At 64.9% G+C, this 14,283-nt stretch carries 12 protein-coding genes; 6 read left to right on the top strand and 6 right to left on the bottom strand.

Annotation, left to right across the window (positions count from 1 at the left end; translation table 11 throughout):
• The first annotated feature begins 49 nt into the window (after window positions 1–49).
• From CHB87_RS03990 to CHB87_RS03980, 3 genes are read left to right on the top strand one after another with little or no spacing between them, the layout of a single operon-like run.
• A complete protein-coding gene (locus CHB87_RS03990; RefSeq protein ID WP_089407071.1) occupies window positions 50–1,858 on the top strand; it encodes a hypothetical protein in 1,809 nt (602 codons plus the stop codon).
• A 25-nt stretch (window positions 1,859–1,883) separates the two neighbouring features.
• On the top strand, window positions 1,884–2,693 hold the full coding sequence (locus tag CHB87_RS03985; RefSeq protein WP_089407070.1) for an ABC transporter ATP-binding protein: 810 nt from the start codon (window positions 1,884–1,886) through the stop codon (window positions 2,691–2,693).
• Complete coding sequence (locus CHB87_RS03980; protein ID WP_089407069.1) at window positions 2,681–4,402, top strand: hypothetical protein; 1,722 nt, start codon at window positions 2,681–2,683, stop codon at window positions 4,400–4,402. Before CHB87_RS03985 ends, CHB87_RS03980 begins: the two co-directional genes overlap by 13 nt.
• Here the strand turns inward: CHB87_RS03980 and CHB87_RS03975 are convergent.
• Window positions 4,328–5,410 carry a hypothetical protein gene (locus CHB87_RS03975; RefSeq protein WP_142988197.1) on the bottom strand — a complete coding sequence of 361 codons (1,083 nt, stop codon included), beginning with the start codon at window positions 5,408–5,410 and terminating at the stop codon, window positions 4,328–4,330. The two genes, CHB87_RS03980 and CHB87_RS03975, sit on opposite strands and share 75 nt — an antisense overlap.
• Window positions 5,411–5,618: 208 nt before the next feature.
• Here CHB87_RS03975 and CHB87_RS03970 point away from each other — a divergent pair, with 208 nt between their 5' ends.
• Both CHB87_RS03970 and CHB87_RS03965 read left to right on the top strand, forming a co-directional pair.
• Entirely contained in the window at window positions 5,619–6,554 is a 936-nt protein-coding gene (locus tag CHB87_RS03970; RefSeq protein WP_089407067.1) for a hypothetical protein, read from the top strand.
• On the top strand, window positions 6,551–7,861 hold the full coding sequence (locus CHB87_RS03965) for a methyltransferase family protein (protein ID WP_089407066.1): 1,311 nt from the start codon (window positions 6,551–6,553) through the stop codon (window positions 7,859–7,861). The genes CHB87_RS03970 and CHB87_RS03965 overlap by 4 nt, the downstream gene beginning before the upstream one ends.
• Here the strand turns inward: CHB87_RS03965 and pgeF are convergent.
• On the bottom strand, window positions 7,815–8,537 hold the full coding sequence (pgeF, locus tag CHB87_RS03960) for a peptidoglycan editing factor PgeF (RefSeq protein ID WP_245817796.1): 723 nt from the start codon (window positions 8,535–8,537) through the stop codon (window positions 7,815–7,817). The genes CHB87_RS03965 and pgeF overlap by 47 nt on opposite strands.
• A 247-nt stretch (window positions 8,538–8,784) precedes the next feature.
• Between pgeF and aroE the strand changes: the two genes are divergently transcribed.
• Entirely contained in the window at window positions 8,785–10,377 is a 1,593-nt protein-coding gene (gene aroE / locus CHB87_RS03955; protein ID WP_089407064.1) for a shikimate dehydrogenase, read from the top strand.
• Between the two features lie 64 nt (window positions 10,378–10,441).
• Here the strand turns inward: aroE and CHB87_RS03950 are convergent, their stop codons facing one another.
• The 4 genes from CHB87_RS03950 to CHB87_RS03935 all read right to left on the bottom strand — a co-directional run bounded on the left by CHB87_RS03950 (window position 10,442) and on the right by CHB87_RS03935 (window position 14,280).
• On the bottom strand, window positions 10,442–10,882 hold the full coding sequence (locus tag CHB87_RS03950; RefSeq protein WP_089407063.1) for a TonB family protein: 441 nt from the start codon (window positions 10,880–10,882) through the stop codon (window positions 10,442–10,444).
• A gap of 344 nt (window positions 10,883–11,226) precedes the next feature.
• Window positions 11,227–11,634, bottom strand: coding sequence for an ATP synthase F1 subunit epsilon (gene atpC, locus CHB87_RS03945; RefSeq protein WP_342743538.1), 408 nt, complete (start codon window positions 11,632–11,634; stop codon window positions 11,227–11,229).
• 93 nt (window positions 11,635–11,727) lie between these two features.
• Window positions 11,728–13,161, bottom strand: coding sequence for a F0F1 ATP synthase subunit beta (atpD, locus tag CHB87_RS03940; RefSeq protein WP_089407061.1), 1,434 nt, complete (start codon window positions 13,159–13,161; stop codon window positions 11,728–11,730).
• A gap of 27 nt (window positions 13,162–13,188) precedes the next feature.
• Window positions 13,189–14,280, bottom strand: a complete 1,092-nt coding sequence (locus CHB87_RS03935; protein ID WP_089407060.1) for a F0F1 ATP synthase subunit gamma — start codon at window positions 14,278–14,280, stop codon at window positions 13,189–13,191.
• Window positions 14,281–14,283 lie beyond the last annotated feature (3 nt).

Genomic DNA, 14,283 nt, shown 5'->3' with positions numbered 1-14,283 from the left:
AACATGGAAACCCGGCAGTCGAACGTTCGCGCTACACTCTAGCCAACCCATGAACGACACGTCCTACTCCGCGAGCAGGCCAGCCTCGACGACCGCGAACGCTGCGCCGTCTTGGAGCGCTCAGGACCTCGTCGCCGCCATCTCGCTTTTCCTTGCAACCGCCGCGGTGGTCCTCTGGCAGGTGCATCGCGTCGGCATTCTGTGGGATCTCAGCTACATTCTGGACAGCGCCTGGCGCATCTCGCTTGGGCAGGTTCCCTATCGCGATCTTCCCTTCGCGCATGCGCCGCTGACGTTTCTCGTGCAGGCCGCGATCATCAAGCTGCTCGGCCGAAACTACATGCACCACGCGCTCTACGCCGCCATCGCGGCCGGCCTGGGCACGGTGTTGACGTGGCGCATCGTCCTCCGCATCCTGAACGATCGGGCAGTCGCGCTGCTGCTGGCGGCGTCCGTCACCGTCCTGAGCGTCTACAGCATTCTGCCGATCCCCTTCTACGACTGCGACTGCGCGCTCTCGATTCTGCTCGCTCTCTATCTGCTGCAGCGGCTCGACGCCCGCGCCTACGCCGGGCAGACCATGGCCGTCGGCGCCGCGCTGGTTCTGCCCGTGTTTTTCAAACAGAACATCGGCCTGCCCTTCCTGCTGACCGCGCTCGTTGGCATTGGCGCGGTCGTCGCCGTGCGCAGGATCACGCGGGCGAAGCCCGGTCCGGACGATCTGCCTACCGTGAGCCTCCTGCTGGTGATCGCCGGAGCGGCTGCCACGCTGGCCCTCTGCGGCCTGATCCTGCAGTTCACCGCGGGCATCGGCAACTACTACCGCTGGACGGTGCAGTTCGCCGCGCAGCGCCGCATGCCCGGCCTGCGCGACATGCTCGCCGTCTACACGGAGCCATCCCTCCGCTGGACGCTGCCCTGCATCGTTCTGGCCCTGCTCTTCGCACATCTTCCAACGCCGCGAAACCCAGGCCGAAGCGATGGTGTGTGGCGAGACCCCGAAAACTCGCTGCTCGCACGCGTCGCGCCCGGCCTCGCCATGGTCCTCATGACGCTGCCGTTCCTCGCCACGCTGCTGTCGTTGTTCCAGAGCGCCGACGCCGACGACCGTGCCTCCAGCCTGCTCGCGCTCTGGCCGCTGCTGTTGATCCTGAGCAGCGTCCACGCGCTCTACGGCCTCGTCCGCAGACGCAGTCTGCATGCGCTGCTGCCTCTGCTGGCGCTCGCCGCGATCCACGGCACGATGCTCTCGCAGCAGCTCTGGGGCTCCACCTACGCGCTCTGGCCGCTGCTGATCTACCTGCTCGCCGGCATGATCGCCGGCCTTCCCGCAGCCGTGCCGAAGATCCCGCTCGCGGCAGTCGTCGGGGTCACGCTCATCGTCTGTGGTCTGCCCTACATCGCCAGCGAGGAGCGTCTCTCCTACTCGAACGTCCTCGAAGGCCCCGTCAACCGCTCAACCCTGCCCGAGCTTCAGGGGCTCTCCGTCCATGGCCCCTGGCTGCCCGCCTTCGACCAGCTCGTCCGCTTCACCGACGCCGAGATCCCGCAGGACGACGGCATCCTGCTCCTCAACGGCGAAGACCCGTTCTTCTTCGCCACCGGCCGGACTCCGCAGTTCCCCATCCTGCTCTTCGATCCCGCCACCGATCCCTATGCGCCCGAACAGACCGTCACCGAGGTCCGCGAAAACGGTATCCACTGGCTGATCGTCAAACGTCGCCTGCAGATCAAGGCCGATCCCATGCCTGACCGCGACCGAACCCTCGATCTGCTCAGGAAAGAGTTCGCGCCTTACCGCCAGCTCGACAACTACGACATCTACCGCCGCACGCCGACCCTCGCGCCGGTTCGATAAATGCAATAGACTCAATTCCAACACCATGGCCCCTTCGACTCACGCAGCGGTTCGCACCCTCGCCCTCACCCGCCGCTTCGGAGACTTCACCGCGGTCGAAGACGTGAATCTCACCGTCGCGCCCGGCCAGTTCTTCGGCTTCCTCGGGCCCAACGGCGCGGGCAAATCCACCACCATCAAGATGCTCACCGGCCTGCTGGCGCCGACCTCCGGGACGATCGAGATCCTCGGCCAGGACTTCGCCGCGCACACGGTCGAACTGAAGCGGCAGATCGGCGTCGTGCCCGAAGGCCTCGCGCTCTTCGGCCGCCTCACCGCGCCCGAGTACCTCCGCTTCGTGGGACGCATGTACGGCCTCGACGCGGCGACCACGAAGCAACGCACCGAAGAGCTGCTCGATTTCATGTCGCTCGCCGACCAGAACAAGAAGCTCATCGCCGACTTCTCGCACGGCATGCAGAAGAAGCTCGCGCTCTCGGCCGCCGTCATCCACGCGCCGCGCGTGCTCTTCCTCGACGAGCCATTCGAGGGCGTCGACGCCATCGCCTCGAACACGCTGAAGCTGATGCTGCAGGGCATGATCGCACGCGGCGCGACCATCTTCCTCACCTCGCACGTGCTCGAGATCGTCGAACGCCTCTGCACCCACATCGCCATCATCCAGCGCGGGCATCTCGTCGCGCAGGGCTCCATCGAGGAGCTGCGCGCCGGCGTGCAGGCTCGCCAGACCGGCGAAGCTCCCGGCGAGAGGCTGACCCTCGAGGAGATCTTTCTGAACGTCCTCGGCACAACCGGCGTCGCGCCGCCCGAGCAGGAGCTCTCATGGCTGGGCTAGCCGCCATCCGCAAACGCGACCAGTTCGCGGCGATCGCCTACCTGCGCTGGCGGCTCTTCGTCAACGGCTTCCGTCGGAAGGGGTCGAACGGCGAGCTGGTGGCGCGGCTCTTTCTCTACCCCATCGCCGCGCTGATCGCGCTGATGCCGATCCTCGGCTCGGGCTTCGGCGCGTACTACGGCATCGCGTACAACACGCCGCATGCGCTCGGCGTCGTCACCTGGGGCATGCTGGTGCTGACGATCGTGCTCAGCATCAACCTCTCGCCCGCCGCGCTGGCCTTCGACCCCGCCGCGCTGATCCGCTACCCGCTCTCGTTCCCGACCTACCTGACGACGCGCCTCTTCCTCGGCGTGCTCTCGCCGTCGACCGTCGTCTGCACGATCTCGCTGATCGCCGCGACGATCGGAGTCGGCATTGCACGGCCCATGCTCATTCCCATCGCCGCCCTCGCCTTCGGCCTGTACGCCGTCACGCTGATGCTGATGACCCGCATGGCCTTCGTCTGGGTCGACCGCTGGCTCGGCACGCGGCGCGGACGCAGCATCTTCACCGGCGTCATGTTCGCCTTCGGCCTGACGGCGCAGTTCTCGAACTTCTACTTCACCTCCGAGCACAGCCGCGTCCACCTGCAGGCGCTTGCCGCCCGGCTGCATCTTGCCGCGCACCTGCCCGCGCTGATCGCCCTCGGCCACCAGATCTCGGCGCTCTCGGTCTATCTGCCGCCGGGACTCGCTTCCACCGCGATCGACGTCAGCGTATTCGCACGCAACGGCTTCTCGCCGGAGGCGTTGCCCATGCTCGCCGGCATCGTCACCTTCGGCTGTCTCTTCCTCAGCGTCTTCGCCGCGCGCATGCTCAAGGAGTTTCGCGGAGAAAACCTCAGCGAAACCGCCCAAATCCCCGCGCCTGCCACCCATGCGGGCGCACCGCGCCTCGCCTCCGAGACCTGGGCTCCTTCGCAGGCACGGACGCAGGCGCCTGCCTCGCGCTCCCAGATTCTCTACGCCAACATCGTCAAGGAGCTGCTCTACCTCAAGCGCAGCGGCCCGCTCGTCTTTATCCTGCTCTCACCCCTGATCGTCATCTATTTCATGGCCGGACACCTGGGCGCGGACCCAGGCACCGCCCCGTGGGTCTTCCCCGCCGCCGCTGTATACTCGCTGCTCGGCATCTCGGCCGGCTCCTACAACTGCTTCGGCGCGGACCTCGCCGGCACGCAGATGTACTTCCTCGCGCCGGTGCGCCTGCGCGACATCCTGCTGGCCAAGAACCTCATCACCTTCGTCACGCTGGCCGTGCAGGTGCTGCTCACCTGGTTCATCGTCACGCTGGCGCTCCAGCCGCCCAGCCCGGTCATCACCATTGCGACGACGCTCTGGTTTATCTTCGCCGTGCTGGTCAACACCATCGTCGGCAATACGCGCTCCATCACCGCGCCCAAGCGGCTCGACCCAGGCAAGTCCGTCGGCCGTCAGGCCAGCCCGCTCAGCGCGTTCATGGGTATGGGCGTCCTGGTCGGCTGCGCGGCCTTTGGCGCCGGCGCCATCTGGCTGGCGAACCGGCTTCACCAGCCGTGGCTCTCGGTCGCCGTGACGGCCCTGCTGGCCGCTGGCTCCGTCGTCGCCTACCTGCTATCGCTTGACCAGCTCGAGACCACCGCGCTCCGGCACCGGGAAGCTTTCAGCGAAGAGCTCTGCAAGGTCTGACTCCCCCGCCTGCACGGTCTCCCGCAGACCCCAGCGCCCGCTGCTCCGTCCGCCCAGCCAGCAGGCAGCGCCGACGACCAACATCGGAGTTGTTTCCACGATCGAACGACGCTCAAGCGTCGCCGCCAGCAGGCAGCGCACGACCACATAGCCGATCATCCAGCCGGCGAATGGAGTCAGACGCCGCACAAACCCCATCGCCCCCGCGACCACATACCCAAGCCCCAGCAGACCCATCGCGATCGCAACGAAGCCGTGCCCGGAGTGCGCAAACGGCAGCACGAATGTCTCCGCCCCGTGGCCCGGAATCGTAGAAGACGGCTCCAGAAGCCGCGTCGCATGGAAGGTCCGCCAGTTGCCCACCGCCCACGGAAGCAGCGGCCCGGCAATCAGCAACCCGGCCACCGCGGCCGCTCGCACGGCGCGGCCCAAACCCCAGCGCTCCCGGCCATCCCACAGGATGCCGCCCACCATCGCCGCCGGCAGCAGCACGCCGTCCGGACTGAGCAGCATCGCCAGCGCGCCGGCGGCGGCCACCGGCAGCAGCCGCCGCCATCCCGGCGCACGCGCCAGCATCATCTGCCCGTATCCCCAGATGCCCAGCATCACCGCAAAGACCGACAGGCTCTCCGGCAGCGGCGTCGCCGCATACGCAGCCGTGAAGACACACAGCGCGCCCAGAGCCAGCGCAAGATCGCCCGCACGCTCGCCCGACCATCGCCACAGGAACCGCACCAGCAACGTCACGCCCAGCAGGTCGAGCGAAGACTGGAGAACCAGAACCCACTCCACATGTCCGCCCAGCAGTTCCAGCACCAGCCCGTACCCCGGCGTCGTCGCCGGTTCAGGGACGATCGCGCCGCCGCGCAGCAGATTCCGGCTCAGCTCCGGAAAGAGCCCAGCCTCCGAATCCGCCCCGCGCGCATGCTCGATCATCGTCAGCCGCAGCAGCCCACCGGCCAGCAGCAAGCCTGTCAGCGCCCACCGGCGCCTCGTCTCTCGATCCAATCCTCACCCCTCAATTCGAAACTTCGACTTTGCTGCTCTTTTTCGGGGAACCCCATGCTAACCCGGCTTTGCGTGTCCCAACAGACAAAATTCACGAGCCCGTCACACAAAGCTCCCAAATGGATAATTTTGAACAGGTTCATATTTTCCTTGCATTCCCGCACCGGCTGACGCAAAATTTGATCATGTTCAAAAATCGGAGGACGCCATGGCCGAATACAACGAATCAGACCCAAACCCAAGCTCCAAGAGCCGCAGGCTCGAACCAGCACAGAGGAATCTCCTCCTCATCATTCTCACGGTCACGGTCGGAAGCCTAACCTACCGCGGCCTCATGAACCACGGCCTTGGGCACAGCGGAGCGATGTTCGTAGGTCTGCCTGCAATCCTCGCGATGCTGCTGGCTGTGTCGCCGAAGGCGAAGACCGTCACCGGCGGCATCGTCAAAGGCATTACGCTCTTCCTGCTCATCGTCGCGCCGCTGCTGGGCGAGGGCTATCTCTGCATCCTGGTCGCCTCGCCGCTCTTCTACCTTGTGGGCATCATCGTCGGCCTGATCGACGACGCGGCACGCAGGAAGCGCGACGCCCGGCTCCGCTGCACCTGGCTGATCCTGCTGCCGATGTCCCTTGAGGGCGTCCTTCCCGGCTTCACCATTGGCCGGTCGCAGACGGTCGAGGTCACGCGCATTCTCGCCGCGACGCCGCAGCAGGTAGAGACGGCGCTCGCCCGCAGCCCGCGCGTCGGCACGCCGATGCCCCGTTACCTGCGCATCGGCTTTCCCCGGCCTATCGCCGCCTGGGGCACGGGTCTGAGCGTGGGCTCGCCGCGCACGATCCACTTCACCGGCGCGGAGGGCGACCCTCCCGGCGACCTCCGCATGCAGGTCGCCGAGCGCCGCCCCGGCTACCTCCGGTTTACCGGCATCGACGACTCCAGCAAGCTCACCCAGTGGATCCGCTGGGAGAGCTCCGAGGTCGCGTGGAGCGCGGTCGACCCCGCCCACACCGCCGTCACCTGGCGCATCCACTTCGCGCGCCAGCTCGATCCCGCATGGTACTTCATCCCGTGGGAGCGCACCGCCGTGCATGAAGCCGCCGTCTACCTGATCGAGGCCAACGCAACGCCGCAGGCCAGGCCATGAGCCCGGCTTACCTCCGTGCCGGCTCGCTCTACCTGCCGATCGTCGCGGCGATGCTGGCTGGCGTGCGGCGGCGCCCGGAGCCTCGACAGTTCGCGGCCTGCCTGCTCAGCCTGCTCTGGACGCTGCCTGCGCTGCTGCTGTTGCAGATTGCGAACCTGCATGCGCGGTGGTGGAGCTTTGCGACCGACGGCGCCACGCTGCGGGCCATGCCGCTCGAGCTGTACCTCGGCTGGCTCGTCCTGTGGGGCGTTCTGCCGCAACTGGCGATGCCACGCCTGCCGCTCGCCGTCTGCGCGGCTGTCATGGCGGCTCTCGACCTCGCCGTGATGCCGCTCTGCCGCCCGGTCGTCCAGCTTCGGCCGCGCTGGCTCGTGGGAGAGGCCGCGGCGGTCGTGCTGGTTCTCTGCCCGGCCCTGGCCATTGCGCGCTGGACGCTGACCGATACGCGGCTCAAACTACGCGCGACGTTGCAGGTCGCCACCTCCGCTCTGCTCTTCCTCTTCTTCCTGCCGGAGCTCATCTTCGCCACTCGGCCCCACACCGCAGGCTGGCGGCCAATGCTCGAACTTACCGGCTGGCGCGCGCAGCTCGCGGTCATGAGCGTGCTGCTCGTCGCCCTGCCGGGAGTCAGCGCAGTCTTCGAGTTCGCCGAGCGCGGCCAGGGCACGCCGATCCCCTACGACCCGCCCCGGCGGCTGGTCGCCAGCGGCGTCTACCGCTACATTGCGAACCCCATGCAGCTCTCCTGCACGCTCACGATGTTGCTGTGGGCGGCGCTGCTGCACAGCGGCTGGATGCTTCTCGGCGCATGCATCACCATCGTCTACAGCGCGGGTATCGCCGAGTGGGATGAGCACGAGGATCTGAACCAGCGTTTCGCGGCGCCGTGGCGGCAATACCGCGCCGAGGTTCGCAACTGGCTCCCGCGCCTGCATCCGTACATCTCCGGCCCGCCGGCAGCCATCTACATCGCCCGCACCTGCGGCCCCTGCAGCGAGCTGCGCGCCTGGCTCGAAGCACGCCAACCCTTCGGGCTCGAACTGCGCGACGCCGAAGAGCTACCTCAAGGCAGCATACGCCGCATCCGTTACCAGCCCAGAGACGGCAGCGCCCCGGTCGAGGGCGTCCGCGCCGTGGCCCGCGCGCTTGAACACCTCCACGTGGGTTGGGCCTTCGCCGGCGCCGCGCTGCGTCTACCGCTGCTCTGGCGAGCCGTCCAGCTCGTCATGGACGCCAGCGGCTTCGGCCCCCGCACCCTGTCTACTCCTGCTCCACAACACCCACCACGCTCATCATGCGTCCGGTAAACCCGTGCTCGGCCCGATGCGAAAAATACTTCCGCCGCCCGTCGACCAGCGTGCAGACCGTACACTCCCCCACGACGTGCACCGCGCCAGGCGGCAACCCAGCCGCCAGAAGCTGACGCCGATTCGCCTCCGCCAGGTCGACATGCCGCTCCGGCGTAAACAGCTCCGCCGCGTAGTCGAACTCCGTGCCGAACCGCTCGCGGACCTCTTCGCCGACCTCGTAGCAGCAGACGCCGATCGCCGGCCCCACCGCCGCGATCAGATCCTCGGGCTTCGAGCCGTACTCCGCCGTCATCCGCGCCACGCCCTGCTCGACGATCCGCGCCACGGTCCCGCGCCAACCCGCGTGAAAGCCCGCGACCACACGCTTCGCCGTATCCACCACCAGCACCGGCACGCAGTCCGCCGTCAGCACGCCCAGCAGCAGGCCGGAGACATTCGTCATCAGGCCATCTCCCTCGCAGACCGGATCGCCGGCGTCGTCGACCCGGCGGCTGAGGCTGGAGTGAATTTGCCGCATCGTCATCAGGCTGCCGCCGCCGGTCTCCACTACCAGCCGCCGACGATTCTCCTCCACCAGCGCCCGGTCGTCGTCCTTCGTGAAGCCGAGGTTCAGGTCCGCGCCGCCATAGACCGTCGACACGCCGCCTGCCCGCGTGCTGAACCCATGACGCAACCACCCGTATCGATCCCATCCCGGCGCCCGCACAAGACTCAATTCCGCCCCCATAAACACCTCATTCAGCACCCTAACACCGCCGCATGCATCTACCACTTCAGGGAATCGCCGTGCGTCAACCTTCCGCCACGCGCACCGTCTATCTCTCCATGCGCAACCGCCGTCGGCAGCGACTTTGCGATTCCATTTGCATCCTGCCTAACCGGCCTGTAATATACGCGATTGCATCGCCTGAGAAACTACATTGCCCAATCAAACCCTCCAGTATCTCCGCAGCCGCATCGGTAAGGTCTGCGTCGCCATCGTCGGCACGACGCCGGCGGAGTTGATCGAAAAGGCCTCCGTCGCCGTCAAGGAGACGCCGTTCCTCGAGCTTCGCCTGGACTACCTCGAAAAGCCGGCTGCCGCGCTGCCAAAGATCAAGCAGTTCATCGCGGAACACTCCGCCGCGACCATCGTCGCCACCTGCCGATGTATCTCCGGCGGCGGCAAATTCCAGGGCACGGCGCAGGATGAGCTCGACATGCTCGTCAAAGCCGCCGGCGCGGGCGTCCACATGGTCGACCTCGAACTCGGCTCGGCCGAGGCGCTCAAGCCGGCAGGCATCCAGAAGCTGCGCGATACCGGAGTCGGCATCATCGTCTCGTACCACGACTTCAAGGCGACTGGGAATCTCGATGCGGTCTACGCACGCATCCTCCCCTTCGATCCGCACTTCATCAAGATCGTCCCCACGGCGCAGAAGCTGACCGACAACCTTACCCTGCTGCGCTTCCTCGAACGCGTCGACCAACCGAACATCGTCGGCATCTGCATGGGAGAGTTCGGCATCATCTCCCGCGTGCTGGGCGTGCGCACCGGTTCGGCCTTCACCTTCGCCTCGGCGACCGTGGGCGAGGAAACCGCGCCCGGTCAGATCGCCGCGCGCACTCTGATCGAAACCTACCGGCTTGAAGACATCGACGCCTCCACCAAGGTCTACGGCGTGGCCGGCGACCCCGTGGGCAAGTCCATGTCGCCGATGATGCTCAACAGCGCTTTTCGCCGCGAGACGGTCAACGCCGTTTATCTTGCGCTGCAGACCAAGAAGATCGAAGACCTCGTTGAACTCGTCCGCGAGATTCCCATCCATGGCCTCAGCGTGACGATGCCGCACAAGCAGACCATCATGGCCCACCTGGAGCATACGGACCCGCTTTCGGCCAAGATCGGCGCCTGCAACACGGTCCTCCGCGCCCAGGACGGCAAGCTCTACGGCTTCAACACCGACGTGGCCGGCATCGTGACGCCACTCGAACGGCGGCTTACGCTCAAGGGCGCGAAGATTCTCGTGCTGGGCGCCGGCGGAGCGGCGCGTGCGGCCGTCTTTGGCCTGCGGGACAAGGGCGCCGAGGTCTTCATCCTCAACCGCACGCCCGAGACGGCGCAAAAGCTGGCCAGGCAGGCTGGCGCCAAGGTCATCAAGCGCGAGGCCATCGCGAAGTCGAGCTTCGACGTCATCATCAACACCACGCCCGTCGGCATGGCGGGAACGAAGTCGCCCGCGCTGCTGACCGCCGAGGAGTTGAAGACGCGCTTCGTCTTCGACCTGGTCTACAACCCGATCGAAACGCCGCTCATCCGGCTGGCGCGGCAGAATAATATCCCCGTCATTACGGGTGTGGAGATGTTTGTACTACAGGGCGCTCGCCAGTTCGAGATCTGGACGGGTAAGCCGGCGCCGGAGGAAGAGATGCTCCGCGTCGTGCTCCATGCGCTCAAGCAGCAGGCCGAGGCTGCTGCGGCATCTACTCCTGAAGCTCCGGTGAAGAAGGCAAAGACCGCGAAGGCCACCTGATCCCCACCGCCTCTGAGCCTGGGGAAGCTGTCCCCAGACTCTACTACATATGCAGCCGCTTCAGTTAGCGAGCGAGCACGACGTTCAGCTTGACCTGGATCGCAACCGGCTGGTTGTCGAGCGTAGCAGGACGGAAGCGGTACGCGCTGACAGCGGCAACGACCGACTCGTCGACCGAGGGATTCACGGACTTCACAACCTTGATGTCCTTCGGGAGACCCTTCTCATCCACCTGCAGCGAAAGCTCAACCTTGCTGTCTGCGGGAATCGTGTCGAGCGCGTGCGGCATGTAGCGAACGTCCGTGGTCGAGATGACGACAGGAGCAGTGACGCCGGTCGAGATGCGCAGGTTCGAGGTTGCGGCGGTCGCAGCAGTCGCATTCGAAGCGGCAGTGGCGGAAGGCGAGGTCAGGTGGGCCTGAAGCAGCGCAGGCAGCAGAGCGGCGTTGGCGACGGGAAGTACAACCGAGGAGAGAACTACACCGGCAAGGAGAGACATACGCATAGTGAAAGCTCCAAATGGTTTAGAGTAACCGTTACCAATTTAAGTCATTCAAGCTACGATTGTCCAGAAAAATCTTCAAATTAAATTTTCTCCCAATAAATGCTCATTCCTACTGCCGTCAAAATCCAACTTCTCCAAGGAAGTCCGTTTTTCGCACACAAGCAAAATGCCTCCGTCATGGAGGCATTTTTGCAGCGATTCTTTTGCCGGCCAACACCCGGAAGACGCGTTGGCCGACGGCGATCACAACGAGGCGAGTCCCAACCTTGGCGCCCCGATTTCGATAGAGCTTAAACGCAGAGATGCCCGGCCGAAGCCGGGCATCTCCAAAAGGTCTTAGCTCGTTACAGGCTCTTACCCTGCGCCGAGGCGATCATCTCGTCGGCCTGACGCATCAGCGTATTCGCCTCGTCATACATCGCCTGGTTGTCGCCAGCCTCGGCGTAGGTCTTCTCCGCCTGCTTCAGCAGATCCTCGGCCTTGCCCAGATTGATCTCGTCCGGATGCATCGCGGTCTCAGCCAGGATCGTTACCCGCTCCGGCAGAACCTCGACGAAACCCCACGCGACGAAGAACTTCTGATCGGCGGATGATCCACCATGCAGACGCACCTCGCCCGCGCCCAGCTCCGCCAGCAGCGGCGCATGACCGTACAGCGCCTCCAGGTACCCCGACATCGACGGCAGCTCCACCGCGTCTGCCGTCGCGTCCAACAGCACGCGCTCCGGCGTCACCAGACGAACCTGCAACACTCCCGAATTGTTTCCACCCTCAGCCATATCACCCAAACCGGAGACAGGGACCGGCACACCGCCAGTCCCTATTCCCTATTCTCTGTTTTCTTCCTACTTCATCTTCTCGGCAGCCGCGATCACATCCTCGATACCGCCCTTGAGGTAGAACGCCTGCTCCGGAAGCGCGTCGTGCTTACCTTCGATGATCTCCTTAAAGGAGCGCACCGTGTCCGCAACCTTGACGTAAGCGCCGGGGATACCGGTGAAGATCTCGGCGACATGGAACGGCTGCGAAAGATAACGCTGCACCTTACGCGCACGCGCCACGGTCGTCTTGTCCTCTTCCGAAAGCTCGTCGATACCCAGAATCGCGATGATGTCCTGCAGGTCCTTGTAGCGCTGCAGAATCTTCTTCACGCCCTGTGCCACATCGTAGTGCTCCTGACCGACAACGCGCGGAGACAGAATGCGCGAAGTCGAAGCGAGCGGGTCGACAGCCGGATAAATTCCCAGCTCGGACAAAGGACGCGAAAGCACGGTCGTTGCATCGAGGTGGGCAAAGGTCGTCGCCGGCGCCGGGTCGGTCAAGTCGTCGGCGGGCACATAAACGGCCTGCACCGAGGTGATCGAACCCTTCTTGGTCGACGTGATGCGCTCCTGCAGCTCACCCATTTCGGTCGCCAGGTTCGGCTGGTATCCGACGGCCGAGGGCATACGGCCCAGCAGCGTCGAAACCTCGGAACCCGCCTGCGTGAAGCGGAAGATGTTGTCGATGAACAGCAGCGTGTCGGCGCCCTCTTCGTCGCGGAAGTACTCAGCGACGGTGAGACCGGTCAGCGCCACGCGCAGACGCGCCCCTGGCGGCTCGGTCATCTGGCCATAGATCAGCGAAGCCTTGGACTTCGAGAAGTCCTTCAGATCGATAACGCCCGACTCCTGGAACTCGTGCCAGAGGTCGTTTCCTTCACGGGTACGCTCTCCGACGCCGGCGAACACGGAGAAACCACCGTGCTGCTGTGCGACGTTGTTGATGAGTTCCTGGATGATAACAGTCTTGCCGACGCCGGCTCCGCCGAAGAGGCCGATCTTTCCGCCCTTGAGGAACGGCTGGATCAGGTCGATGACCTTGATGCCGGTCTCGAACATCTCTTCCGACGTCGACTGCTCGTCGAACGCAGGCGCCTGCCGGTGAATCGGCATATGCACCTTGGCGTTGACGGGTCCGAGCTCGTCCACCGGCTGACCCAGCACGTTGAGCACACGGCCCAGCGTCTCGCGGCCCACCGGCACCATGATGCCAGCGCCCGTGTCGATCGCCTTCATGCCGCGAACCATACCCTCGGTCGCAACCATGGCAATGCAGCGCACGCGGCCTTCGCCCAGATGCTGCTGCACCTCGACGATGACGTCGAGCGGCTCCGGCACATTGAAGCCCTCGCTGACGATGCGCAACGCCCCGAAGATGCCGGGCATGTGCCCGTCTTCGAACTGAACGTCAACGGCCGGGCCGCTGACTGAAATAACTTTTCCAATATTCTCTGCCATAGTTTTCTCTCGTTCGCGTTCCGGCCCCTACAGGGCGGCCGCTCCGCTCACAATCTCGATGATTTCCTTCGTAATGGCTGCCTGACGCACCCGGTTCATGGTCAAACTCAGCGAATCGATCAGATCGCCCGCATTCTTCGTCGCTGCGTCGGTCGCCGTCATACGCGCTGCATGCTCGGACGCCACACTCTCCAGAAGCGCATGGAAGATCTGCGTCGTCACATACCGCGGCATCAGGTGGCGGAAGAGCCGCTCCGGCGCCTGGTCGAAGATGTAATCCACCTCGGCGGTGCCGAACTTCTTCGCTTCCTTTTCAATCTGCGTCTCCTCGGGCTCGTTGACGCTGATGCCCTCGGATGTGGCAGCCTTCGCCGCCGCCTCCCGCTGTTCGTCCGAAAGCACCTCGGACGCCGTGATCTCATGCGAGCCGAGCTTGCGGATCGGCAGCAGCTTTTCGACTACGATGCGCTGTGAGATGACCGACTTGAACTCGTTGTAGACCAGGTAGACCGCGTCGATCTCGGCCCGTTCGTAGCGCTCGATGATCGAGTGGCTCAGCTTCGAGACCGCCTCAAACTCCGTCTTCACCAGAAAGTCCGTGTGCTCGCCGGTCACTTCAACCTGCTGTGCACGGTGACGGATGGTCTCGAAGTGGGTGGAGAGATCGTTGTCGTAGTGCTCCTCGGTGCGCTCGTAGTTCGCTGCTGCGTACTTCTTCTTGTAGAACCCGATCGCCTTCTTGCCGACCGATTCGAGGTCCACGTTCTGCCCCAGCTTGACGCGCTCATCGATGAACTTCTGCGCCGCCTTGCCGATGTTGGAGTTGAATCCGCCCGCAAAACCCTTGTCGCCCGCGATCACCACGAGAAGAACGCTCTTCTCTTCGCGCTCCACCAGTAGCGGATGCATGATCTCGCCGGTCGCCTCGTTGTAGAGGTCGGTGCGGCGCACCAGCGATTCCAGCACGTTCGACAACATCTGGGCGTACGGCCGGGCCTGCAGCGCGCGCTCCTGCGCACGGCGCAGCTTCGCGGCCGAGACCATCTTCATGGCCTTCGTGATCTGCCGCGTGTTCTTCACACTGCGGATGCGACGCCGTAGATCGAGTACGTTAGCCATGGT

The organism is Granulicella rosea (genome assembly GCF_900188085.1).
GTDB lineage: Bacteria > Acidobacteriota > Terriglobia > Terriglobales > Acidobacteriaceae > Edaphobacter > Edaphobacter rosea.
This window is presented reverse-complemented; position numbering and strand designations above follow the sequence as displayed.

Excerpts from the sequence above, each read along its gene's own strand:
- CHB87_RS03990 (WP_089407071.1), top strand. The coding sequence starts at position 50 with ATGAACGACACGTCCTACTCCGCGAGCAGGCCAGCCTCGACGACCGCG.
- CHB87_RS03985 (WP_089407070.1), top strand. The coding sequence starts at position 1,884 with ATGGCCCCTTCGACTCACGCAGCGGTTCGCACCCTCGCCCTCACCCGC.
- CHB87_RS03980 (WP_089407069.1), top strand. The coding sequence starts at position 2,681 with ATGGCTGGGCTAGCCGCCATCCGCAAACGCGACCAGTTCGCGGCGATC.
- CHB87_RS03970 (WP_089407067.1), top strand. The coding sequence starts at position 5,619 with ATGGCCGAATACAACGAATCAGACCCAAACCCAAGCTCCAAGAGCCGC.
- CHB87_RS03965 (WP_089407066.1), top strand. The coding sequence starts at position 6,551 with ATGAGCCCGGCTTACCTCCGTGCCGGCTCGCTCTACCTGCCGATCGTC.
- CHB87_RS03950 (WP_089407063.1), bottom strand. The coding sequence starts at position 10,882 with ATGCGTATGTCTCTCCTTGCCGGTGTAGTTCTCTCCTCGGTTGTACTT.
- atpD (WP_089407061.1), bottom strand. The coding sequence starts at position 13,161 with ATGGCAGAGAATATTGGAAAAGTTATTTCAGTCAGCGGCCCGGCCGTT.
- CHB87_RS03935 (WP_089407060.1), bottom strand. The coding sequence starts at position 14,280 with ATGGCTAACGTACTCGATCTACGGCGTCGCATCCGCAGTGTGAAGAAC.